Source organism: Pseudomonas frederiksbergensis, from assembly GCF_003732275.1.
Classification (GTDB): Bacteria; Pseudomonadota; Gammaproteobacteria; order Pseudomonadales; family Pseudomonadaceae; genus Aquipseudomonas; species Aquipseudomonas frederiksbergensis_H.
On record NZ_MOBM01000015.1, the window covers coordinates 132759 to 156183 of the forward strand.

The window sequence follows — 23425 nt, forward strand, 5'->3', positions numbered from 1 at the left end:
GGACCGAGTCACCTCCATCGCGAGCAGGCTCGCTCCCACAGGGGATTTGTGAACGACGCAAATCCAATGTGGGAGCGAGCCTGCTCGCGATGGGGCCCTCAAAGCCAATACAGAATTACGATCAGTCCTGGTTCTTGCGCCAAACCCCTTTCCCAATCAACCGCGCCCGATCATGAGCCGCAGTGAAATCCTGCGCCGGCCCTTTCGGCACGATCCCGGTCGGATTGATGGTCTTGTGGCTGCCGTAGTAGTGATTCTTGATGTGCTCAAAACTCACCGTCTCGGCAATCCCCGGCCACTGGTAAATCTCCCGTAGCCAGTTCGACAGATTCGGATAATCGGCAATCCGTCGCAGGTTGCACTTGAAGTGCCCGAAGTACACCGCATCGAAACGAATCATCGTAGTGAACAACCGAATATCCGCTTCCGTCAGGTATTCACCCGTCAGGTACCGGTTCGCGCCCAGCAATTGCTCTAGCCGATCCAGTTCACCAAACAGTTCGTTGAACGCTTCTTCATAAGCCTGCTGAGACGTAGCAAACCCGGCGCGATAGACGCCGTTATTCACTGCCGGATAAATCCGCTCGTTCAGCGCATCGATCTCGGCCCGCAATGGCGCCGGGTAGAAATCCAGGTCATTGCCAGTCAACTCATCAAAAGCGCTGTTGAACATGCGGATGATCTCCGCCGATTCATTGTTGACGATGCGATTTGTCTGTTTGTCCCAGAGCACCGGCACTGTGACGCGGCCGGTGTAGTCGGCGGTATCGGTGGTGTAGCGCTGGTGCAGAAAATTGAAGTGATCGAGCTTGTCGCCAGTCGAGCCCAGGTTTTTATCGAAGGTCCAGCCGTTTTCCAGCATCAACCAACTGACCACCGACACATCGATCAGGCTTTCGAGACCTTTGAGTTTGCGCAGGATCAATGTGCGATGAGCCCACGGGCAGGCGAGGGATACGTAGAGGTGATAGCGACCAGCCTCGGCGGCAAAACCACCGACGCCGGTCGGGCCTGGCCTGCCGTCGGCGGTCAACCAGTTGCGACGTTGTGCCTGTTCACGCTGGAACGTGCCGTCCTTGCTGCTTTCGTACCATTGATCCTGCCAGCGGCCTTCGACTAACAAACCCATGTTCAAAACTCCTCAACTGATAAGCGTTGGAGAGGAGTCTATGCGCATAGGTTCGAACAAAAAGCGCAAAGGTTGGGCGTTTATGATCGGTTAAATCGATCGGTCCCTTGCATCCCAATACTGCTGGGCGGTTTCGAACGCTTGCTCGCGGGTCTGGCCGAGGCCGCGCAACGCCAGGGCCATGGTCGAGATCAACGCCATTTGCGGGTAGCTATCGACCACGTCGCCACGCCACACCGCTTTCAAATGCTCGGGATCGAGCGTGGCCGGTTTGACGTGGCGCTGGGTCGACAGCTGTGGCCATTCTTCATCCCAGCTTTCGCCGCCGGTGGTGCCATACAGGTGGCTGTCGGCGTCCGGATTGATCTCGATTTCACCACCATCGCCCTTGATGACGATGGCGGTATCGCCCAGCAAACCGCTGGCATCGCGATGCACAGCCTGATAGCCGGGGTGGAAAATGCTTTGCAGACCGCAGCGAGCGCCCAACGGATTAAGAATCCGTGCCAGGGAATGGATCGGCGAGCGCAGGCCCAAGGTGTTGCGCAGGTCGATCATCCGCTGAAGTTGCGGGGCCCAGTCCACCAATGGCATGAATGCCAGACCGCCCTGATCGAGCGCCGCGCCGACCTGCTGCCAGTTGCGGCACAGCGGAATGTTCAGCGTATCGAGCAGTTGTTCGCTGTACAGCCGACCGGCCGTGTGCGCACCGCCGCCATGCATGAAGATGCGCACGCCGTTCTGCGCCAGGCACTTGGCCGCCAGCAGATACCACGGCAGGTGACGCTTCTTGCCGGCATACGTCGGCCAGTCCAGATCGACTGCCAGCGCCGGTGGATTCAGGCGCTCACGCAAGGCTTCGGTGAACCCGGCCATTTCCTCGGCGCTTTCTTCCTTGTGCCGCAATAGCATCAGGAAGGCGCCGAGTTGGGTGTCCTCGACCTTGTCGTCGAACACCATGCCCATGGCCTCGCGGGCTTCCTCTCGGGTCAGGTCGCGGGCGCCGCGTTTGCCTTTGCCAAGGATCCGCACGAACTGGGCGAACGGGTGCTCGGCGGGCGTTTCGAGGGTCAATGCTGGATAGTCGGTCATAAGCAATTCGTCGGTTTGGGCAGGCCCGCCAGTTTCGCGGCGAGTTTGGCAGGGGTGCCTTTGAACAGTCGGTTCAGGTGCAGGCTGTTGCCCTTGTCGGGGCCGAGCTTCAATGCGGTGTATTTGATCAGCGGACGGGTGGCCGGGGACAGCTGGAATTCGTCGTAGAAACTGCGCAGCAGTTCGAGGATCTCCCAGTGTTCCGGGCTCAACTCGATGTCTTCGGCCGCGGCGAGGGCGGCGGCCACTTCGGCGGACCAGTCACTCAGTTCGACCAGGAAACCGTCCTTGTCCAGTTCAATGGCGCGGGCGCCGACCGTCAGGGATTTCATAGCCAGCTGTTGACCTTGTCGTAGTGAATCGACAGCTCGACGAAGGCCGGATAATCGATGGCCTTGGCCCAGTCCGGGACTTGCAGGGCCCGTGCTTGAGCATCTTCGGCCAGCACAAACAGTTTCAGGCTGCGAGCATGTAGCGCACTGAATGGTGCGGTGCCAGGTTGCAAGGCATAAGCCGCATCGCCACTCAGCAGCAGCGCATCGTCGGCGCCGATTACGCGCAGGCAACTGCTCAGGCGGTCGTCGCCGAAAGGGGAATGAGACAACACATGCAAAGTCGACATCAGAGGGTGATCACCTGGTCGTAACGGTCAATGAGGGCGGTGATTTCCTGGGCGGCCAACACCTGGGCTTCTTCAAGCGACAGACCTTTTGGGTCCAGACCACGGGCCGCGGCGCTTTCACCGCACACGAACAGGTCTTCGACACCAAACATCGGCAAGGCTTGCAGGTTGGCGCTCAGGTCTTTCTGTTGCAACGCCTTGGCGTCCTGTTTCGCGGCTAGCTGGAACACGCCGTCATCGAGGAACAGCAGGCCGATCGGCAGATCGAAGGCGCCGCCGGCCAGCACGATGTCCAGCGCTTCCCGTGCATTAGGCCCGGACCACGGCGCCTGACGGCTGATAATCAGCAAGGATTTAGCCATTTCACGCGCCTCCGAAACAGATCAAACGGTCAGCGTCCTGCACCGCGTCATGCAACTGGCCGAGACCGGACAATTCCCACGGCGCGCCCACCGCTACCGCTTCACGCTGATAGCGCTGGGCTTCTTCCTCGTTCAATACACCGCGGCGCAGGGCGGCGGCGATGCAGACCACGCCATCGAGTTGATGCTCGCTGACAAAGTTGCGCCATTGCTTGGGCAAATCCTGCTCGTCCTGAGGCGTGACCACGCTGCCAGATGCGTTGTAGACGCCATCCTGATAAAAAAACAGCCGGACAATCTCATGCCCGCCGGCCAGCGCTGCTTGAGCAAACAGCAAGGCACGGCGCGAGGAGGGCGCATGGGCGGCGGAAAACAGCGCAATGGCGAATTTCATGATGGGCTCGATCAGCAAAACTGCGGCCATGATAAAGCTTTATCGGCGGGGCGGCGAAGGGCGTTTACTCGTAGACCGAGTCGCCGCCATCGCGAGCAGGCTCGCTCCCACAAGGGATTTGTGTCGTACACAATATTGAAATCCACCACAGACCCCTGTGGGAGCGAGCCTGCTCGCGATAGCGGAGTGTCAGGCAACATCAATGTTGAATGTGATAACCCGATCAGCGCGGCATATAACCCAACTGCCAACGCCGCGGTATCTTCAACGACAGCAACCCCAGCACCCCGGCCAGCAGCCCGCTGACGAACAGGGCCTTGAGCCCAAGATGATGTTCCAGCAAAGCCCCAATCACCGCGCCGGCAAACATCCCTGCCCACGGAATCAATTGCACCCGCCAGCCATTGCGCCGCTCGCCAAGCATCCAGCGCCCCAGCCCACGGCCAAACCGCGACAACGCGCCAGTGACGTAAGTCAGGCCGACCGGTAGGCCGTTCACTTCTTCCACGGCGGCATTGAGCATGCCCATGGCGATGATCGTCGCCAGCAGCGCCGGCAATTGCATTTCGTAGGGCCAGGCCGCAGCGCCGCAGAGCAGGGTGGCGATGCACAGCAGCAACGGCAACGCCCGCCGGCCACCGAAACGGCTGACGACAATGCCCAAGGCGTTGCCGGCGACGAACGTGGCCACGAGGATTACCAGGCGCAGGGTCAGCCCGAGGTCGCCATCGCTGATCGCCACGGCCAGACGGGTGGTGTTTCCGCTCATGAAGGACACGAAGTCGCCGCTGGCCATGAAGCCGATGGCATCGGTCATGCCGGCGAGCACCGACAAACCGGCGACCATCGACAGGCCGATGCGTCCGCGCCATTTATGGGTATGCAAATGGCCCGGTGTGGCCCGGGTACTTAAGGGCGAAGGCAGCATCGACGAAAGCTTCCTTGAGCAGCGATGACTATTTGGTTAACCCATATAACTCGCAATACTCCAGCCAGTCCATGCCCGCCATCTCCGCGACTTCCTTGTGTACCTCCAGGCGTTGAGCCTGGTAATCCTCAGGCGTGGCGGCGGTCAGTTGCAGCGTCAGCTCCCAGGCAAACAAACCCAGGCGCTCAGCCTCGGCTTCGAACGCTTCATGCAAGCGCTCGTCGCGGTACTGCGCCACTGTCACGCCCTTGGCCTGGGCCAACAGTGGATTCAGGTTGTCCAGTTCGATGCGCAGTTCAGGACGCTCATCGAGAAATCTTTTCAGCGCCTGCTCGTGTTGCTGTTCGGTTGCCGCCATGGTTACTCCTTGGAAGACTGCTTTTTGCTTGCCTTGGCGGCCGCGGCCAGACACTCCAGAGCAAACTGCTCGGGGTAGGTCATCTGGATCGGCGTGGTTTCGCCTTTGACGGTTCTTTCGCCATCGAGAATGTAACGAATCCGCTTGTCGGTGACGCCAATTCGCTTGGCGATCCAGGAAGGCGTCTGGCCAATCTGGCTGATCAGCTTGTCGGCGTATTCAGCGGTTGGTTTGTAGTATTCGGCGTTGGGTGTCATGACCTTTCCAGAAAAATGTGCCCGGAAAAATGGGCGATGCGGCGTTAATGGCGCGACAGGGTGCGCGAATCGTTGCGCGGTGTCGCGGTATAAATGAAGTAAAGCAGAACGATACGCCGCGCCGCGGTGATACAGTCCGCTTTTTCCTGATGAGCGAACGCAATGCGAATTCTGATGGTGGCGCTGGCCGCAACCTTGCTGGCGGGCTGCGCCGGATCGGCGATGAATGACGCCCGCACCAAAACCCCGTACAAAACCCTGACTTCGGACAAACCGGAAAAAGTCGTCGCCCAGTGCGTGCAATTTGCCTGGCAGGATGAGGCGGTGTTCGGCGTCGATGCGGGCGCGTATTTGCAGCCGGGCAAGAAGGGCGGCTCGACGGTCTACACCCGTTCGGCCGAGTCCTTCGTGGACGTGACCACCGATGCCTCGGGTACAGCATTGAGCTACTACGCGCAGCACGATGATTTTGTCGCCAAGCGCCGTTTGGCGGCGTTGGCGACCTGTTTGTAAGCAAGATCAAAAGATCGCAGCCTTCGGCAGCTCCTACAGGGTGAACGCAATCCCATGTAGGAGCTGCCGAAGGCTGCGATCTTTTGGTGGCACCCCGAAAAATCGAAGGTTACAAATCCATCAAACGCTTCTGAAAAAAGAAACGCTTGTGGCCCGGCGGGTAATCGGCAATGTGCCCCAACTCGCTGTAGCCGTGTTTCTTGTAAAACTCCGGCGCCTGGAAGTCGAAGGTATCCAGCCAGATCCCCACGCATTCCTTTTCCCGCGCCAGGTCTTCGGCCATCTGCATCAGTTTCGAGCCCATCCCTTGTCCCCGGGCCTGATCCGGCACCGACAACAACTCAATGAAAAACCACCGGTAAAACACTCGGCCATAAAGCCCGCCGAGAATCTCGTCGCTGTCATTGCGTACCAGCAAAGCAATTTGCTCCGACACCGTGGCCCCGGCCTTTGCTGCGTTGTAGGCGCGCAGCGGTGTGAGGATCGCCTCGCGCTCCTCCTGAGTGGCATTTTTCGACAATTCGATTCGCAGGGTCATAGGCAACACATCCTTATGGCAGTGAACACGGAGCCTATCCCGGTTGCGGCGATTGTTCTATCCCCCGAAACCCAAGGAACCCCCGGGGCCCCGGGAATGTCTAGCCTGAACAGCATCATTGTTAAACGCAGCCGTTGAGGGCAACCCGTGAACATTTTTGAAGCCTTGCGCGAAAGCCACGACCGTCAGCGCCGCTATGCCGATGCACTGATTCAAACCCGTGGCGACACCCCGGAGCGGGTCGAGGCTTACAAACGGCTCAAATCCGAGCTTCAGGCCCACGAAACCGCTGAAGAACGCCATTTCTACATGCCGCTGATGGAGTTCGACAACGGCGTGGATCTTAGCCGCCACGCCATCTCCGAACACCACGAAATGGACGAGATGATGGAAGCGCTGGATGCGACCGAAATGTCCAGTCCATCCTGGTTGGCAACGGCGAAAAAGCTCTCGGAGAAGGTCCATCACCACTTGAAAGAGGAGGAGCAGAAGTTCTTTCAGATGGCCGGCAAGTTACTCGACGACCAACAGAAAGAAACCCTCGCCGGGCAGTATCAGAAAGAATACAAGGCGCAACTTTCCTGAGGGTGAAAGCGTGCCAATCGTTACTTTTGTGGCGAGCGAGCTTGCTCGCGCTGGGCTGCGCAGCGGTCCCAAAAATTTGACAACCATTGCCGATTTTTGTGAGTGCTGCGCACTCAAGCGGGAGCAAGCTCCCTCGCCACAGGTTTCTCTGAGTCCAGATTCTCTTAAATGAACAGCATTACGGCAGTCGCCGGGCTTTTCTGTTTTCGCCTAACATGGACGCTTTCTGACGAACATAAGGATGGAATTGTCATGTCGAACACAGCCGAGCGGGTCAACATCATCGAGTCCCGGGTGCTGTCCCACGACTGGTATCTGCTGAAAAAAATCACCTTCGATTACTTGCGCAACAACGGCGACTGGCAGCGTCAGACTCGCGAGGTCTACGACCGGGGCAATGGCGCGGCGATTCTGCTGTTCAATCGCGAGAAGAAAACCGTCGTACTGACCCGCCAGTTCAGGCTGCCGGTGTTCGTCAACGGCCATGATGGTTTGCTGATTGAAGTGGCTGCGGGGTTGCTGGAAGGCGCTGCGCCTGAAGAGCGCATTCGCGCTGAAGCCGAAGAAGAAACCGGCTATCGCGTCCACCATGTGCAGAAGGTTTTCGAGGCTTACATGAGCCCCGGTTCAGTGACTGAAAAGCTGCATTTCTTCATCGCCGAGTACGACGCCTCTTCGAAAGTCAGTGATGGCGGCGGGCTGGAGGAAGAAACCGAAGAACTGGAAGTGCTGGAGTGGAAGTTCGACGACGCGCTGGCGGCGTTCTATCGCGGGGAGATCTGCGATGCCAAGACCATCATGCTGCTGCAGTATGCGGCGATGAAGGATGTCTTCGGACCGGTTTGAGCCGGCTGCGAGGTTCACGGCACTGCGGTTTTACAATTGCGGTTCGTCTGGTTCGAGAGAGCGTTCAGGCACAATGGTCGAGCATTTCGGCACAGTAACCAGCCTTTGCGCTCTCTAGAATCGTGCCTCACGCCAACACTCAGATGAGGTCACGATGAACATCAGAACAATCCTATCCGCATTGTCCATGGGGGTCGTGCTCACGGGGCACGCTGCCGACTTCTCGCTGACGAGCCAGGATATTGCCGAGAACCGCCCGCTGACCAGTCGCGAGGTGTTCCAGGGCTTCGGTTGCGAAGGGGGGAATACTTCGCCCGAGCTTTCCTGGCGCAACGCCCCGACGGGTACCAAGAGTTACGCGATCACCGTCTACGATCCTGATGCGCCGACCGGCAGCGGCTGGTGGCATTGGACGGTGGTCAACTTACCCGCTTCAACCAGCAGTTTGCCAAGAGGGGTCGGTTCGAACCTGCCTGCGGGTGCAGTACAAGGGCGAACCGATTATGGCCAGCCGGGATTTGGCGGAGCGTGCCCTCCTGTAGGGGATAAGCCGCATCGCTATCAATTCACCGTATGGGCATTGAAAGTCGATAAGCTGCCACTCGACAATCAGGCCAGCGGAGCCTTGGTGGGCTATATGCTCAATGCCAACGCCTTGGCCAAAGCGACCATTACTTCAACTTACGGACGTTAAGAGCGATGCGCCCTTGTTTCGGCATACAGCACCGGGAAAATATTATCGATGCGTGTGTCATACGGGCACGACAGCCCCATACATTGCAACGGGTGCCGATATTCGCTACTGCTTTGTGTCGAGTACGACAGGGGGAAAAACTGCTGCAATGGGATGACCGGCAGATGCGTGCAGGGCCGCAACATCTGATTCTGATGCCGGCCGGGCGCGAGCTTGGCATCTCAAATTTCCCTGGCCTTCACGGTCACTATATCGCCGATGTGGTGACCTTTCCCGGTTCGACACTGCGTAATTTCAGCAGCCGATATGGCCAGCAGATCATGAGCCATCGCCGTGGCCTGAAAACAGATCTATGTGTCCCTCTGGACAGGCATACAACACAGGCATGGGATCAGTTATTGGCCTCCATCAATGCGGATGCTCCGGATGCGTTACGCACCCACTATGGGGAAGCGGTTCTCCTGAGCCTGTGCCTTGGCGGTCAGGCCGGACCGCTGCTGATGGATCGCAACGATCCACTGTGCGAACGGGTGCAGCAGCTGGTAATGGGCAGCCCGGAAAGAGACTGGACTGTTGCGGACGTCGCACAACACTTGAACCTTGGCGAGTCGACTTTGCGTCGCCAACTGGCCAATGAAGGGGACAGTTTCAGGAATATTCTGGAAAGTGTTCGGCTGGCTACGGCGCTGCAATGGCTGCAAACCACTTCTCGTCCCATCGGTGAAATTGCCGGTGCCAGCGGTTACGCCTCGGCCTCACGTTTTGCAGTGCGCTTTCGCTCACACTATGGCCTGTCGCCACGGGAATTACGGGCGGCGATTTAGTCATTCCTGTGGAATGTCCCCTGTCTTTTTGAAACTGTGAGTTCTGTGGCGAGCGAGCTTGCTCGCGCTGGGCGTGAAACGCCCCTTGTCGAAGATTTTGCCAGCGCTACGCACTGGAACGGGAGCAAGCTCCCTCGCCACAAGGGCTCATTAGCTCAAAATAAATCACCCATGCTGCCGGCCCTGCGGCACTCATACCCTTCGAGCGTCAGCAACCGCTCTTTCGCCTCAAGCCCACCGGCAAACCCCGTCAGTTTCCCTGATGCTCCGATCACCCGATGACACGGCGCGACAATCGAAATCGGATTCTTGCCATTAGCCGCACCCACCGCCCGAACTGCGCTGGGATTGCCGATCTGCCGGGCAATTTCGCTGTAGCTGCGCGTTTCGCCAAACGGAATGGTCAGCAACGCCTGCCACACCTTCTGCTGAAAGTCCGTCCCGGCAAAATCCAGTTCCAGTTCGAAACGGTTACGCGTGCCGGCGAAGTATTCCTGCAACTGCTGTGTGGTGCGCACCAGGATCGGGTTGTCCGCCGCTTCAGCCATCGGCCCCAGCCTTACCCGACCCGGTTTGTCGTTTTCCCAGAGGATGGCCGCCAGTCGCGCGCCTTTCGCCACCAGTTTCAATTCGCCGACCGGAGACGCCAGGGTGGTGAAGGTGTAGGACATGCCGGCGGACTCCGTAAAAGTGCTGAACAGGGGCCCCAGCATACTGCCTCATCGGGGAGGCGCAATACGCAATCCCAGCCATACTTGCCTACTGCTCTTGAACCGTTCCCTCTGTTTTCGACAGAGCCTAAAAACAAAAAGAGACCGACTCATGAAGTTCGAACCTTTTACCAAATCGCTCGTGGCAACCACATTGGCGCTGAGTTGCCTGACCGCCCACGCGGCCTCCGTCGCCCCGGTCGCGGCCGAAAACGGCATGGTCGTCACCGCCCAGCATCTGGCCAGCCACGTCGGCGTCGATGTGCTCAAGAATGGCGGCAACGCCGTCGATGCCGCCGTTGCGGTGGGTTATGCGCTGGCGGTGGTGTACCCCGCGGCGGGCAACCTGGGCGGTGGCGGTTTCATGACGATTCAATTGGCGGACGGGCGCAAGACCTTCCTCGATTTCCGTGAAAAAGCCCCGCTGGCCGCGACCCCCGACATGTACCTCGACAAAGCGGGCAACGTCGTCCCGGACTTGAGCACCCGTGGTCATCTTGCCGTTGGCGTGCCGGGCACCGTTTCGGGCATGGAGCTGGCCCTGAAGAAATACGGTACCAAACCCCGCAAGGAAGTGATCGCCCCCGCGATCAAGCTTGCCGAAGACGGTTTTGTGCTGGAGCAGGGCGATGTCGACTTGCTGGAGTACGCCACCGACGTCTTCAAGAAAGACATGCGCGACTCAGGCTCGATCTTCCTGAGCAATGGCGAGCCGATGCAGGTTGGCCAGAAACTCGTACAAAAAGACTTGAGCAAAACCCTGCGGGAAATTTCCGAGAAGGGCGCCGACGGTTTCTATAAAGGCTGGGTGGCCGACGCCATCGTCACCTCCAGTCAGGCCAACAAGGGCATCATCACCCAGGCCGACCTCGACAAATACCAGACCCGCGAACTGGCGCCGATCGAGTGCGATTACCGTGGCTATCACGTGGTCTCGGCGCCACCGCCAAGCTCCGGTGGCGTGGTGATCTGCGAGATCATGAACATCCTCGACGGCTACCCGATGAAAGACCTGGGCTTCCGCTCGGCTCAGGCGATGCACTACCAGATCGAAGCGATGCGTCATGCGTATGTGGACCGCAACAGCTACCTCGGCGACCCGGACTTCGTGAAAAATCCGATCGCCCATTTGCTGGATAAAAACTACGCGACCAAGATCCGCGAAGTCATCGATCCGCAGAAGGCCGGCGTGTCCCGCGAGATCAAACCCGGCGTAGCGCCCCACGAAGGCAGCAATACCACCCATTACTCGATCGTCGATAAATGGGGCAATGCGGTGTCGGTGACCTACACCCTCAACGACTGGTTCGGCGCCGGCGTCATGGCGAGCAAAACCGGGGTCATCCTCAACGATGAAATGGACGACTTCACCTCGAAAATCGGCGTGCCGAACATGTACGGTCTGGTGCAGGGCGAAGCCAACGCCATCGCCCCCGGCAAAGCGCCGCTGTCGTCCATGAGCCCGACCATCGTCACCAAGGACGGCAAGGTCGTCATGGTTGTCGGCACTCCCGGTGGCAGCCGCATCATCACCGCCACCCTGCTGACCATCCTCAACGTGATCGACTACGGCATGAACATCCAGGAAGCGGTGGATGCGCCGCGTTTCCACCAGCAATGGCTGCCGGAAGAAACCAACCTGGAGAACTTCGCCACCAGCCCGGACACCAAGAAGATGCTCGAAAGCTGGGGGCACAAATTTGCCGGGCCGCAGGACCCCAACCATATCGCAGCTATTCTGGTAGGTGCGCCTTCGCTGGAAGGCAAGCCAGTGGGCAAGAACCGCTTCTATGGAGCGAACGATCCACGGCGCAATACCGGGTTGTCACTCGGTTACTGAAGCAGGCGATCACCGGCCACCTGAACTCCCCGGGTGGCCCCGATCCCCGTAGGAGCTGCCGAAGGTTGCGATCTTTTGATCTTGCTTTCGCTGACATCAAAGGCAAAAGATCGCAGGCTGCGCCAGCTCCTACAGGGGCTCGAACGCAGCCTCGCAAGCTCGACAGTTGCTACAGGTTAAAAAGGGAGTTGAATTCCATCGTTCTACCGACCTCTCTAAGGAAGGAAGCCATGAGCACCGCACTCCTTATCATTGATGTCCAAAGCGCGCTGTGCATCGGCGAGTATGAATGCTTCGACATCCAGCGCATCATCAAAACCATCAACGACCTCAGTGCCAAAGCAAGGGCCGCCGACATCCCGGTCATCCTGATCCAGCACGAAGAAGAGGGCGACCTGTTGCAATACGGCGGCGAAGGCTGGCAACTGGCCGACGGTCTGAAGACTTCATCCCAAGACCTGCGCGTGCGCAAAACCACCCCGGATTCGTTCTACCAGACCCACTTGCATGAACATCTGCAAGAACTGGAAGCCGATCGCCTGATTATCTGCGGCCTGCAAACCGACTACTGCGTCAACGCCACCGTCCGCCAGGCGCATCAATTGGGCTACGACGTCGTGCTGGTAGCCGACGCCCATTCCACCATCGACAACGGCACGATGAGCGCCGAAGACATCATCGCCGAACACAATAAGGATCTGGCGCACTTGACCGGCTCCGTGGCACGGATTGATGTTATGCCGGCCAGCGAAATCAAAGTCTGAAAACACCGCCAGCCACGTGGCGAGCTTGCGCGCCCAGGGCTGGACGCAATCGCTGCGCCTATGGCATGGTCAAAAAAATAATACGCCATGCAGCGAACGGGATCAGAACGATGGAGGAGGGTGATGAGGTCGGCGCCAAGGCGTCGATGACAACGCTGCAAGCGTTCAATCTTTGCGTATTGCACTTGGGGCGTCTTGCCCGAGATCGCGGTGCGTCCCGGTTCATCACTGACGGCTTGAAGGCATTCAGCCAACTGGTGCCCTTCGCTTCAGCCTGGTGGGGCGAGATGTCTGCGTCGGGTGTCGATGTTTCGCCCAGAAACTGGATGCATGGGCGAATCAATCTGCCCGAGTCGTTTGCCGCCGAGTGGCACACGTGTGCGCGCAATGACAAATTCTCCCATGACACCATGAGTCGACCCGGTGAGGTCGTGCGCGACAGCGGCTTCACCGATCCCAATGAAGAAGTGAACGCTTTCGCTCGGCGCCACGACCTCTATTACCTGATGTGCATCACCTTCGAGTTACCCGAAAGCGGTTTGATGTTCTTCGTCTGTCTCTATCGAGACATTAATGCCTCAGCTTTCAACGACAACGAGGCCGATTTGTTTTCGGCCTTCTGCGACCACCTGTTGCAGCTGTGGCGATTCCAGGTGCAGGACATGATCCGCTTCGACACGGGCAATGGGGCGTCTGACTTTGGCGTCGCGCGCATGGACGGCAGCTTGCTGTACGTGGGGGCAACGCTGTGTGCAGCCATCGAACGTGAGTTACCCGGCTGGAACGGTTCAATGCTTCCCGCGCAGGTGACCGCGCAACTGCAAAAGGCACCCTGCGTCATGCGCCTGGGTCGCTGCGCCCTGACACTGAGCCCAAACGCCGAGCACGTTATCCTGTCGCTCGAAGCCCAGTCACGCGGGGCGATGCTTGCGCCACGCGAGCGGACGGCTGCCATGCTGTTCGCCGCCGGCCATTCCTACAAGGAAATTGCCAAAATCCTGGAGTTGAGTCCTGCGACAGTGCGCACCTACCTGCGCAACTGCTACCTGCAACTGGGCGTGAAGAGCAAAGTGGAACTGGGGTCTGTGCTGCGTTCAGCGAACTCGCACGCGAAGAACGATAACGCGGTGTGCCAGACCTGACGCCTTCGCGGGCAAGCCTTAATGCCAGTCAGTTAAGTATTTGAACACTGCAGTCCTTGTGGGAGCGAGCCTGCTCGCGATAGCGTCGGGTCAGCCGATATTGATGCTGAATGTACCGCCGTCATCGCGAGCAGGCTCGCTCCCACACGTTGCGCACCTTAACTGACTGGCATTAGGGCAAGCCTCACTCCTACAGGGGAATGGAGTTCACATTTCTAAGGGGTATCGATTTTATCCAGCACCCGGTTCGCCGTGATCTCCGCCACCATGATGCTGTTGGAAATGCCCAGCAGGGCGTAGCGCGACTCACCCTCCAGATGATCCACCAACTGATGGACCATCACATCGACCGACGCCAGCGTCTCGACCAAAAAAACCGCCAGGGTTTCGGCTGTGGCTTCTGGGTCCACGGAAAACATAGTGCTGGGTGTACGCGCAGTGGCTTTGATGTCGGCATTCGACGGGAAGTGGAAGTCGAGGGCGCGTTTGGCGGCATCGTTGAGTTTTTTTGAATCGAGAGATTCGTAGGGGGACGCCGGGTCTGTGACCGGCGGGTTGGGCGTTGCCTTGAACATGGGGACTAACCTCTAGTGAGGCCGCAACCATCTCGCTGCTATACGAAAGGGTGGCAGCTGTGCGCAAGTTAGCAGACCGGTAGTCACCCAAAACCCGGCGCACCCGAAGGTGCCATGCGCACAGCCACCATCAAGTGCAGGCGAAAGCCTGACTGGATAAGACATGTGCAACCGTGAGTGACTAGCCGGGCTGCTAAACCCGATCACTGGGAATCAGTGACGCGAATCAAGTTACCGGCGGGGCTCAAAGCGCACAAGCCGGCGGATTCTGGTGCAGCCGTAGGCAGCGGCGCAAGGTTTTGTAGCTTTCAGGACGTAACCTTGAGGTCTTTTAAACAAGCCTCTTCGATCAATGTTGACTGTGCCGCCGTCTTCGCGAGCAAGCCCGCTCCCACAGGTTCCGCCTCTACTCCAGATCGGATCCCTGTCATTTAATTACCTCACCCCCCTCATTTGTAGAGGTCCATCCGACGCCTGCGCCCTATAGGGTATGCCTGCATATCAGAGGCTTGCGGCCGTCTGTTCGGGCCACTTCCAAAACTATAAAAATAGAGGTGAGGCAGTTGAAATTTTCCAGGCTGTTTATCGCTGTTGCGTCGACAACGGCATTTTCCTGCATGGCGCTGGTGGGGTGTCAGACACAGGGTTCGACACCGGCTGACATAGTGATGCGCAACGGCTATATCTACACCGTTGATGGCAAGAACTCCGTGCAGCAGGCGATCGCCGTCACAGGCGGGAAGATCGTCTATGTCGGCAGCGATGAAGGCGTTGCTTCGTATATCGGCACGCAGACACAGCTGATCGATCTGGCGGGACGCATGTTGATGCCCGGCTTCGTCGATGCGCACATGCATCCGGGGGACGGCGGTCGCGCCATGACGTTGTGCGACCTGAAATACCAGACGATGACCCGCAAGGATTTCCAGGAAACCATTCAGGCGTGTCTGGATGCCGACAAGGGCAAGGGCCCGGATGTCTGGCTTGAAGTGGGCAGTTGGGACCGCATGGGCATGACCGGGCTCGACGGCGATCCCGACAAATCGACGCTGGACGCACTCAAGACCCATCGCCCGATTCAGGTCCGTTCCACCGACTTCCATACCGTGCTGACAAATTCTCGCGGCCTGGCGGTGGCAGGCATCAACAAGCACACGGCCAATCCGGGGGATGGCAAGTACGTGCGCGACAGCGCCGGCAACCCGACCGGTATCTGCGAAGACGGTGCCGCCGATGCCATGGCCGCCGTGGTGCCGCCGGCCAGCGACGCAGAAAAACTCAACCAGACCCGCGCGGCGCTCGATGCCATGCGCCAGCAAGGCATCACCAGCTTCTTCGATGCCTTGTCGGGGCCTGAAAATGGCAAAGCGTTTACCACTCTGCAACAGTCGGGCGAACTGACTGCACGGGCCTTGCTGGCGATCAAACTCGACCCTGCCGCCGCCGCTGCAGACCCGGCGAAAACCATTGCCGAGGCCAAGGCACTGGCCAACATCTACGACCAGGGCGAAGCCAAAGTTGCCCCTGGTGTGAGCATGCGTCACGTCAAATTGTTCATGGACGGCATCATCAACGCTCCAGCGGATACCGGGGCAATGTTGGCGCCGTACCTGCGCAATGCCGGCACCGATGCCGCGCCGAAGTGGGCACCTGGCAAGAATATCGGTGAGCTGTATTTCCCGCCGCAAGTGCTCAATCCGCTGCTGTTGCAAGCGGTACAGGCCGGCCTCGATCCGCACCTTCACGCCACCGGGGACCGAGCGGTGCGTGACTCGTTGAACGGTATCGAATACGTGCGCCAGCAACTGCCTGACAACGGTTTTCGTCCGGCCATTACTCACGCCGAATCGGTGGACCCCGCCGACTATTCACGTTTCAAGGCGCTCGACGTGACCGCCAACATGTCGTTCCAGTGGGCCCAGCAGGCGCCGTCCACGGTCGACGGCACCAGCGATCATCTCGGCCCGGCGCGTTTTGCCCGCATGGAACCATCGGGCAGCATCAGCCGCGCTGGCGGCCGCGTCGCCTATGGCAGCGACTGGCCCGTCGACCCGCTCGACGAATTCCTGGCGCTGAAGATTGGGGTCACCCGTTCAGGCGATCCGCTGAACCCGCACAGCTATGGCCCCAAGTATGCCGGCAGGTTGAATGCCGACCCGGCGTTGTCGCGCACTGACGTGTTGCGCACCATCACTATCAACGCCGCCGAGCAGCTGAAACTGGACGCTGTCGTCGGTTCGGTCGAGGTTGGAAAATTCGCCGACTTGATCGTGTTGGACAAGAACTTCATGCAGGTGCCGGAGGATGAGCTGGGCCGAAACGCTGTGCTGCTGACGGTGGTCGGCGGCAAGGTCGTGTGGGCCAAGGCGCCGTTCGTTGGACTTGACCCGAAGGCGTTGTCACAAGCGTCCACATCCCGAATCGCCCAATAAAAACAAGAGAGTGTTCCGATGCAACTATTCATTCCCAACCTGTTGGTCGCAGCCCTGGCCCTTTCCTCGGTGCAGGCCATGGCCGCCGCTGATCTTGTGCTGTTCAACGGCAAGGTCTTTACCGCCGAACCCGGTCAAGCACTGGTTCAGGCCGTGGCGGTGCAAGACGGCAAGATTCTGAAAGTGGGCAGCGATGCCGAGATCAACGCCCTGGCCGATGCCCAGACGCAACGAATCGATCTGGCGGGCAAAGTACTGATGCCTGGAATGATTGATACCCATAGTCACCCGGTCGTTGCGGCCTTCAACAGCCAGGGGGCCAACTTGCTGGATGAAGTAAAGCCGTTGCCGGAACTCGAGCAATGGATGATCGAACAGGATGAAGCGGGGCGAGCACGAGCCGGTGACGTGATCAGTATTGCCGGGGTGAGTTCGGCCTATTGGGAGAAAAACCGCGAGCTCGGTCAGCGCTTCAATCAGGGACGCTGGGCGGACCAACCGGTAGTCCTCAGCGGGATTGACGGGCATACCGGCTGGGCCAACAACGCGATGCTAAAGCGTCTGAAGATCGACGCGGCATTGGTAAAAGGTCTGTCGGAACAGGACCGCAGCTTCGTGGGGCACGCAGCGGACTTCACCCCCAACGGTTTGTTCGCCGAGTCACGCTGGGACAAGGTGCGCGGTCAGATCCCCGCGCCCGGCAACGAGGTCATGCTGAAGGCTGCCCGCGAGGCGGTGAAGGTCAATAATCAATATGGCGTTACCGCCTGGATGGACGCGGCAGCGAATGCCGGAGGTGGTGATTCGCTGTTCGATTTCCAGGCCACCGAGCAGAGTTACGGTGTTCTACCGCTTTACCGCGAACTGGCAGAGAAGGGCGAGCTCAACGCCCACGTCGCGGCACTGCTGCTGACCAACCCAAAAAGCCGGCCGGCCGATCTGGAAGTGCTGGCCAAGGTGATGAAGAAATTCGAGGGCGTGCCCAACCTGAGCTTCCCTGGCATCAAGGTCTTCGCGGACGGCGTTCTGGAGTTTCCGGGGCAGACGGCAGCGGTGATTGTTCCGTTCACCAACAGTCACAAAAACGGTCAGTTGCTGATCGACCCGGCACACTTTGGTGAATTGGTAGTCGCGGCGGAGAAGCGTGACTGGATTGTGCATATGCATGCGGTCGGCGACCGTGCCGTACGTGAGTCACTCAATGGTTTTGAATACGCGCGCAAGCTCAACCCGACACCGATGGCCCACAGCATTACTCACTTGCAACTGGTCAATCCAAAGGAGTTTCCGCGCTTCAAGCAGCTTGGCGTGATCGCTTCCATGCAGCTGCTGTGGGCTACCGGCGAGTCTTACACGGTGGAGTTGGTCAAACCGTATATCAGCGCGTTCGCTTACGGTTATCAGTATCCCGCCAGGTCCCTGCATAACGCCGGTGCGGTCATCGCCGGTGGCAGTGACTGGCCGGTGTCCAGTCCCAATCCGTGGAACGCCATCGCTCAGGCCAGCACCCGCAAAGGGCCGCTGGGTGTGTTGAATGCCAATGAAAGCATTGATCGCCAGACCATGTTCTACGCCTACACCCTCAATGCCGCCAAAGTCCTGCGGCTGGAGCAACAGATTGGCTCGCTGGCGCCCGGCAAACAGGCCGATTTGATCATCCTCGACCGCGATGTGTTCAAGGTCAGCGATGACGAGCTGTTCGATACCAAGGTCCTGAAGACTTTCTTCGCTGGCAAGCAGGTTTACGCGCCCGCGTCCTGACGACCGACCACCCGCCGGCACCACCGAAAAAAATGCTCCTGCTCCTCGCATTGCGAGGGGCTGGGCAACGCCGTGCCCGAAATAACCCGCTGATCCATAAAAATAAGAGACTTGTATGAACGTACGCTCAGCATTGACCCTTGCCAGCCTTGTATTGGCTCCCCTGACCAGCCAGGCACTGACACTTAACGACAACTTCAGCCTGGACATGACCCTGGGCGTTGTCAGTGACTACCGCACGCGTGGCATTTCGCAAACCCAGGGAGATCCGGCGGTTCAGGCCGGCGCCACGCTGGTGCACAGCAGCGGCTTGTACATTGGCGCCTGGACCTCGAATGTCGATTTTGGCGGCCCATACAAGACCCGGCAGGAACTCGAGTACTACGCGGGCTACTACTGGCAGGCGACCGAGGCAATCAGTCTCGATCTGGGGTACCTCAAGTACGACTATCCAAAGGAAGGCCAATTCAACATGAGTGAGGTCTACGCCATCCTTGACGTTTATGGCGTGAAGCTCGGCGCCAACTACTCAAACGATACGCCGAACTTCTTTGGCGAGGACCAGGACACCCTCTACACCTACCTCAGCTACAAAATCGAATTGCCGGCCGAGGTCGGCCTGGACCTGCGTGTGGGGCGCAACGATGTCAAAGACCCGGCTTTCTGGTCCGCCAACGGTGAAAGCCGTGATGCCTACACCGAGTGGGAAGCCAAATTGACCCGTGATTTTGTGGGCCTGACCTGGGGACTCAGTTACATCGATACCGACCTGTCGAAAAGCGAATGCGCGAGCTGGTACGGCTATGGCGATCTCTGCACTGCCACCGTGGTAGCCAGTGCCAGCAAGGCCTTCTAAGCGTTAAAAAACCCTGCCAGTCAGTTAACAGTCAAGCGATCAATTGTGGCGAGGGAGCTTGCTCCCGCTGGGCTGCGAAGCGGCCCCAAAATTCGGACAACAATGCGATTTTGCGACTGCTGCGCAGTCGAGCGCGAGCAAGCTCGCTCGCCACAAAACAGTATTCGACTTGAAACCCGTTGCCCGTCTGCCCCTCAGAAGAGAACACCGTAATGACCAAGGTCAGCGATAGTCAGCAGCGAAGTCCCCTGATCGAGACACGTTCGATCGATTACATTCCCGAGGCCGAGCGTCATGGCAGCCTCTACAGCCAGTTCACCCTGTGGCTTGGCGCCAACCTGCAGATCACCTCGATCGTCACCGGTGCTCTGGCCGTGGTGCTGGGTGGCGATGTGTTCTGGTCACTGATTGGTTTGCTGATCGGCCAGTTGCTCGGCGGTGCGGTGGTTGCCCTGCATGCGGCACAAGGGCCGAAGCTTGGGTTGCCGCAGATGATCTCCAGTCGCGTGCAGTTCGGCGTCTATGGGGCGGCGATCCCGATTGTGCTGGTGTGCCTGATGTACCTCGGCTTCAGCGCCACCGGCGCGGTACTGTCGGGGCAGGCGATTGCCCAGCTGATCGATGTCAGCGACAGCGCCGGTATCCTGATTTTCGCCTCCTGCATCGCGTTTCTGACGATCTTCGGTTATCGGGTCATCCACTTGGTCGGACGGGTGGCGAGCGTGCTGGGCATCATTGCTTTCGTCTATCTGTTTACTCGATTGATGACGCTCAACGACATCGGTCTGCTGCTGGAAAATCGTCATTTTGGCTGGAGCACTTTCCTGCTGGCGGTGTCCCTTTCCGCTTCCTGGCAGATCGCGTTCGGCCCTTATGTGGCTGACTACTCACGCTACCTGCCGAGCAGGACTTCGTCCTGGAAGACGTTCACCGCCGTAGGCCTGGGAACGGTGCTGGGCGCCCAGGCGTCCATGGTGCTGGGAGTGTTCGCCGCTGCGTTGGCGGGCACGAGTTTTCGCGGGCATGAAGTTGCCACCATCGTCGGGCTGGGCAGTAGCGGCGTGATCGCCTCCCTGCTGTACTTGAGCGTGGTGTTCGGCAAGGTCACGGTGTCGACCCTCAACGCTTATGGCAGCTTCATGTGCGTGGCCACCATCATCAGCGGCTTGCGTCGTGGCTTCGAGATATCCGCCGGCAAACGCATGCTGTTTGTGCTGGCGATTGTCGGGGCGTCGACCGCGCTTGCGTTGCTGGGGCAGCACTCGTTTCTCACGACGTTCAAATATTTCATCCTGTTTTTGTTGACCTTCTTCACGCCGTGGAGCGCGATCAACCTGGTGGATTATTACTTCATCAACAAAGAGCGTTATGACATTCCCGCGTTGTCCGATCCGGCGGGGCGTTATGGCCGCTGGAATGTGTTGGGGATCAGCGTGTATGTCTTCGGTGTGCTGGTTCAGCTGCCTTTTGTCGACACTCACTTCTATTCCGGACCGATGGTCGCGCAGCTTGGCGGTGTCGATATTTCCTGGATCGTCGGGCTGGTGGTGCCGGGCATTTTCTACTACTGGGTGGCCAGGACAACCGGGCTTGCCGTGTCGGTCGAAGGTAACTCGAAGGCTTGAATGCCCCGTCGATCAGGGGCTGCAGAGCGGGCGCGGCGACAACTACCTTGTGTTCAAGCGTCTCCTATACTGATCCGCGTTGACAGGTTCAACGCAGATCCTGAAGGCCGTTGGAACAGCAGCCAGCGGCTTCCCTACGACTCAACAGTAAGGAGCACGAACATGGCAATCCGTATTGGCGACGAAGCACCGGACTTTACCGTCGAAAGCACCGAAGGCCCGCTGCATTTCCACGAGTGGATCGGCGACAAGTGGGCGATCCTGTTTTCGCACCCCAAGGACTTCACCCCGGTATGCACCACTGAGCTCGGCTACATGGCGGGGCTCAAGCCAGAGTTCGATAAACGCAACACCAAGATCGTCGGGCTCAGCGTCGACCCTGTCAGTAACCACAAGACCTGGGCCAAAGACATCGAAGAGACCCAGGGGCATGCGGTCAACTATCCGATGATCGGTGACGAGAACCTGGTGGTGGCGAAGCTCTACGACATGATTCATCCGAATGCCAGTGGCGGCGCGCGGACTGCCGTGGACAACGCTACGGTGCGTTCAGTGTTCATCATCGGGCCGGACAAAAAGGTCAAGGCGATGCTGATCTACCCGATGAGTGCCGGGCGCAACTTCGATGAAGTGCTGCGTCTGCTCGACTCTCTGCAGTTGAACGCCAAGCACACCGTCGCCACCCCGGTGAACTGGCGTCCGGGCGAGGACGTGATCATTCCCACTTCGGTCTCCGATGAGGACGCCAGGAAGAAATATCCGGATGGCTTCAAAACGGTGAAACCATATTTGCGCACGGTGGCGCAACCGAAGTAACCGATCCGTCCAGTCAGTTAAGCGTGATACTGAACTTGTGGCGAGGGAGCTTGCTCCCGTTGGACTGCGAAGCAGTCCCCCTCTTTTTGGGGATAAGGGGGGCCACTTCGCGACCCAGCGGGAGCAAGCTCCCTCGCCACAGGTTACTCATCGCTTGTTCTATCTCTTAACTGACTGGCACTAGAGCAGCCCGCTCCCACAACCCGCCTGCGGCGGGGCTACTCGTCCTCAAGTGCGAGTTCGCTCGGGTCGACCCCGCACATCTGGGCCAACACCTGAACCACCAGGGCATGATCCTCACGCTGGGGCAGCCCTGAAACGGTGACGGCGCCAATGCACCCCACGCCCTTGACCAACACCGGGAAACTGCCGCCATGATCGGCGTAATCACGCAGCGGCAACCCCATCAAATCTTCGAGTGAATCGCCCTGAAGCTTAAAGGACAGGCCTACGCGGTATGAGCTGAGTTCCATCAGTTCTACGACATTTCGCTTGCGTCGTGCCCAGTCGGCATTGCTGGCAGAGGTGCCTGGCATCGAGTAGAAAAACACCGTGTCCCGCGCCAGCCTGACCTCAATCGTGGCGCACACGCCTTGCTCCTCGCAGGCGGTTTTCAAACGGGTGCCCAAGTCCCAGGCCGTCGCTTTGTCGAAGCGCTCAAACTTCAGGGTTTCTTCCTGGAGCGCGATGCGTTGCAGGTCGGTTTTGATGTCCATGATTTCTCCCTCATCCCTTTCGGGCGGTCGTACTGTGACGCACGGTTAATGTGAACGGCAGCACCACATGGCGGTCCGGGATGGGCTTTTTTTCAATGAGGGCGATCAGCATTTCAACGGCTTTTTGGCCAAAGATTTCGGCGGGTTGCGCAATGGTCGTCAACGCTGGATCACAGTAGGCCGCGAACGGAATGTCATCGAAACCGACCAACGAAATATCGTCGGGTACCCGCAAACCCTGTTGTTTGATGCGCTTCAATGCACCGATTGCCATTTCATCGTTTTCACAAAAGAACGCGGTCGGGCGGTCGGCCAAATCCAGCAGCATTCCCGCGCCATCAAAACCGGCCTGCAACGTGAAGTCTCCGTGGCAGACCAATTGCGGATCCGACTCGATACCGGCCTGATGCAATGCATCTTGATAACCGGCCACACGGTCGCGTGTGAGTGGGCTGCTTTTCGGGCCTTTGATCAGACCGATCCGGCGATGGCCCAGATCGATCAGATGCTCCGTCATGGCGTTGGCCGCCGCCCGGTTGTCGAGGCTGATCGTCGGATGCCGCCCGCCTTGAATCACCTCACAGGCGTTGACCAAGGGCGGTGACTCGCCGTGGGGGAAGGGCGATTCAAAAGGGTCGTAGGCGCGCAACTGAATCACGCCGTCGGCCTGGTGGGCATACACCAGCGCGGCAAATTCCCGTTCGATTTCCTCGCGGCCCTGGGTGTCGCACAGCAGCAGTCGGTAACCGGCCGCCTGCGCGGCCTGTTGGGCACCACTGATCACCCGTGCGAAAAACGTGTTGGCGATGGCCGGCACCAGAATCACCAGATTGCCGGTTCTGCGCGAACGAAACTGCACGGCCATGAGGTTCGGCCGGTAGCCGGCCTGTTCCACGGCTGCGTTGACCTTGTCTCGGGTTTCGGGGAGTACGCGTTCGGGCGACTTCAGCGTTCTGGACACGGTGGCCACCGAAACGCCGGCCAGCCGGGCTACTTCACGGATATTGGACAAGACGACCTCGTTATCGAACCGGCAGATGTAAACG

Annotated in this window: 27 protein-coding genes; 13 read left to right on the forward strand and 14 right to left on the reverse strand. The window is 59.0% G+C overall.

From position 1 onward, the window contains the following. Nucleotides 1-121: 121 nt before the first annotated feature. The 9 genes from BK662_RS12805 to BK662_RS12845 form a co-directional block, all read right to left on the reverse strand. The gene (locus tag BK662_RS12805; protein WP_123358355.1) at nt 122-1129 is read right to left on the reverse strand and encodes a glutathione S-transferase family protein; all 1008 of its coding nucleotides are present in this window, start codon (nt 1127-1129) and stop codon (nt 122-124) included. Between the two features lie 90 nt (nt 1130-1219). Then, nucleotides 1220-2221: a glycosyl transferase family protein gene (locus BK662_RS12810; protein WP_123358356.1), complete on the reverse strand. Its 1002-nt coding sequence runs from the start codon at nt 2219-2221 to the stop codon at nt 1220-1222. Then, nucleotides 2218-2553 carry a TusE/DsrC/DsvC family sulfur relay protein gene (locus tag BK662_RS12815; protein ID WP_048396941.1) on the reverse strand — a complete coding sequence of 112 codons (336 nt, stop codon included), beginning with the start codon at nt 2551-2553 and terminating at the stop codon, nt 2218-2220. The genes BK662_RS12810 and BK662_RS12815 overlap by 4 nt, the downstream gene beginning before the upstream one ends. Then, nucleotides 2550-2843, reverse strand: coding sequence for a sulfurtransferase complex subunit TusB (gene tusB, locus BK662_RS12820; RefSeq protein ID WP_123358357.1), 294 nt, complete (start codon nt 2841-2843; stop codon nt 2550-2552). Before tusB ends, BK662_RS12815 begins: the two co-directional genes overlap by 4 nt. Then, nucleotides 2843-3205, reverse strand: a complete 363-nt coding sequence (gene tusC, locus BK662_RS12825; RefSeq protein WP_052967905.1) for a sulfurtransferase complex subunit TusC — start codon at nt 3203-3205, stop codon at nt 2843-2845. Before tusC ends, tusB begins: the two co-directional genes overlap by 1 nt. A 1-nt stretch (nt 3206) precedes the next feature. Next, nucleotides 3207-3599, reverse strand: coding sequence for a sulfurtransferase complex subunit TusD (gene tusD, locus BK662_RS12830; RefSeq protein WP_064621317.1), 393 nt, complete (start codon nt 3597-3599; stop codon nt 3207-3209). Between the two features lie 223 nt (nt 3600-3822). Continuing rightward, a complete protein-coding gene (locus BK662_RS12835; protein ID WP_123358358.1) occupies nt 3823-4527 on the reverse strand; it encodes a YoaK family protein in 705 nt (234 codons plus the stop codon). 28 nt (nt 4528-4555) lie between these two features. Then, the gene (locus tag BK662_RS12840) at nt 4556-4885 is read right to left on the reverse strand and encodes a DUF6388 family protein (RefSeq protein WP_123358359.1); all 330 of its coding nucleotides are present in this window, start codon (nt 4883-4885) and stop codon (nt 4556-4558) included. A 2-nt stretch (nt 4886-4887) separates the two neighbouring features. Next, the gene (locus BK662_RS12845; protein ID WP_008008546.1) at nt 4888-5142 is read right to left on the reverse strand and encodes a hypothetical protein; all 255 of its coding nucleotides are present in this window, start codon (nt 5140-5142) and stop codon (nt 4888-4890) included. Between the two features lie 162 nt (nt 5143-5304). On the opposite strand from BK662_RS12845, the gene BK662_RS12855 reads away from it, so the two are divergent. Next, nucleotides 5305-5655, forward strand: a complete 351-nt coding sequence (locus BK662_RS12855; protein WP_007904889.1) for a hypothetical protein — start codon at nt 5305-5307, stop codon at nt 5653-5655. A 109-nt stretch (nt 5656-5764) separates the two neighbouring features. Here BK662_RS12855 and BK662_RS12860 read toward each other — a convergent pair whose 3' ends face one another. After that, entirely contained in the window at nt 5765-6193 is a 429-nt protein-coding gene (locus BK662_RS12860) for a GNAT family N-acetyltransferase (RefSeq protein ID WP_123358360.1), read from the reverse strand. Nucleotides 6194-6340: 147 nt separating this feature from the next. Here BK662_RS12860 and BK662_RS12865 point away from each other — a divergent pair, with 147 nt between their 5' ends. From BK662_RS12865 to BK662_RS12880, 4 genes are all read left to right on the forward strand, one after another. Further along, entirely contained in the window at nt 6341-6778 is a 438-nt protein-coding gene (locus tag BK662_RS12865; RefSeq protein ID WP_123358361.1) for a hemerythrin domain-containing protein, read from the forward strand. Nucleotides 6779-7030: 252 nt separating this feature from the next. After that, nucleotides 7031-7624, forward strand: coding sequence for an NUDIX domain-containing protein (locus tag BK662_RS12870; protein WP_123358362.1), 594 nt, complete (start codon nt 7031-7033; stop codon nt 7622-7624). Between the two features lie 154 nt (nt 7625-7778). Further along, nucleotides 7779-8318 carry a kinase inhibitor gene (locus BK662_RS12875; protein WP_123358363.1) on the forward strand — a complete coding sequence of 180 codons (540 nt, stop codon included), beginning with the start codon at nt 7779-7781 and terminating at the stop codon, nt 8316-8318. 5 nt (nt 8319-8323) lie between these two features. Further along, complete coding sequence (locus BK662_RS12880; RefSeq protein WP_123358364.1) at nt 8324-9142, forward strand: helix-turn-helix transcriptional regulator; 819 nt, start codon at nt 8324-8326, stop codon at nt 9140-9142. A 155-nt stretch (nt 9143-9297) separates the two neighbouring features. On the opposite strand, the gene BK662_RS12885 is transcribed toward BK662_RS12880, so the two are convergent. Then, nucleotides 9298-9813 (reverse strand): methylated-DNA--[protein]-cysteine S-methyltransferase, encoded by a 516-nt coding sequence (locus BK662_RS12885; protein WP_123358426.1) that lies wholly within the window; start codon nt 9811-9813, stop codon nt 9298-9300. Between the two features lie 151 nt (nt 9814-9964). Between BK662_RS12885 and ggt the strand changes: the two genes are divergently transcribed. The 3 genes from ggt (at nt 9965) to BK662_RS12900 (ending at nt 13598) form a co-directional block, all read left to right on the forward strand. Then, nucleotides 9965-11692, forward strand: a complete 1728-nt coding sequence (ggt, locus tag BK662_RS12890; protein WP_038982580.1) for a gamma-glutamyltransferase — start codon at nt 9965-9967, stop codon at nt 11690-11692. Nucleotides 11693-11922: 230 nt separating this feature from the next. After that, on the forward strand, nt 11923-12456 hold the full coding sequence (locus BK662_RS12895) for a cysteine hydrolase family protein (RefSeq protein ID WP_123358365.1): 534 nt from the start codon (nt 11923-11925) through the stop codon (nt 12454-12456). A gap of 110 nt (nt 12457-12566) precedes the next feature. Next, nucleotides 12567-13598 (forward strand): helix-turn-helix transcriptional regulator, encoded by a 1032-nt coding sequence (locus BK662_RS12900; RefSeq protein ID WP_123358366.1) that lies wholly within the window; start codon nt 12567-12569, stop codon nt 13596-13598. 215 nt (nt 13599-13813) lie between these two features. Here BK662_RS12900 and BK662_RS12905 read toward each other — a convergent pair whose 3' ends face one another. Continuing rightward, the gene (locus BK662_RS12905; protein ID WP_123358367.1) at nt 13814-14173 is read right to left on the reverse strand and encodes a DUF6124 family protein; all 360 of its coding nucleotides are present in this window, start codon (nt 14171-14173) and stop codon (nt 13814-13816) included. A 563-nt stretch (nt 14174-14736) separates the two neighbouring features. On the opposite strand from BK662_RS12905, the gene BK662_RS12910 reads away from it, so the two are divergent. From BK662_RS12910 to BK662_RS12935, 5 genes are all read left to right on the forward strand, one after another. After that, on the forward strand, nt 14737-16605 hold the full coding sequence (locus BK662_RS12910) for an amidohydrolase (protein ID WP_123358368.1): 1869 nt from the start codon (nt 14737-14739) through the stop codon (nt 16603-16605). Between the two features lie 18 nt (nt 16606-16623). Then, a complete protein-coding gene (locus BK662_RS12915) occupies nt 16624-18366 on the forward strand; it encodes an amidohydrolase (protein WP_123358369.1) in 1743 nt (580 codons plus the stop codon). A gap of 115 nt (nt 18367-18481) precedes the next feature. Further along, nucleotides 18482-19222: a TorF family putative porin gene (locus BK662_RS12920; RefSeq protein ID WP_123358370.1), complete on the forward strand. Its 741-nt coding sequence runs from the start codon at nt 18482-18484 to the stop codon at nt 19220-19222. Nucleotides 19223-19434: 212 nt separating this feature from the next. Continuing rightward, nucleotides 19435-20847, forward strand: a complete 1413-nt coding sequence (locus BK662_RS12930; RefSeq protein WP_123358372.1) for a purine-cytosine permease family protein — start codon at nt 19435-19437, stop codon at nt 20845-20847. Between the two features lie 162 nt (nt 20848-21009). Further along, nucleotides 21010-21663 carry a peroxiredoxin gene (locus tag BK662_RS12935; protein ID WP_123358373.1) on the forward strand — a complete coding sequence of 218 codons (654 nt, stop codon included), beginning with the start codon at nt 21010-21012 and terminating at the stop codon, nt 21661-21663. 218 nt (nt 21664-21881) lie between these two features. Here the strand turns inward: BK662_RS12935 and BK662_RS12940 are convergent, their stop codons facing one another. After that, nucleotides 21882-22379, reverse strand: coding sequence for a heme-degrading domain-containing protein (locus BK662_RS12940; RefSeq protein WP_123358374.1), 498 nt, complete (start codon nt 22377-22379; stop codon nt 21882-21884). Nucleotides 22380-22389: 10 nt separating this feature from the next. After that, a complete protein-coding gene (locus BK662_RS12945; protein WP_123358375.1) occupies nt 22390-23391 on the reverse strand; it encodes a LacI family DNA-binding transcriptional regulator in 1002 nt (333 codons plus the stop codon). Nucleotides 23392-23425 lie beyond the last annotated feature (34 nt).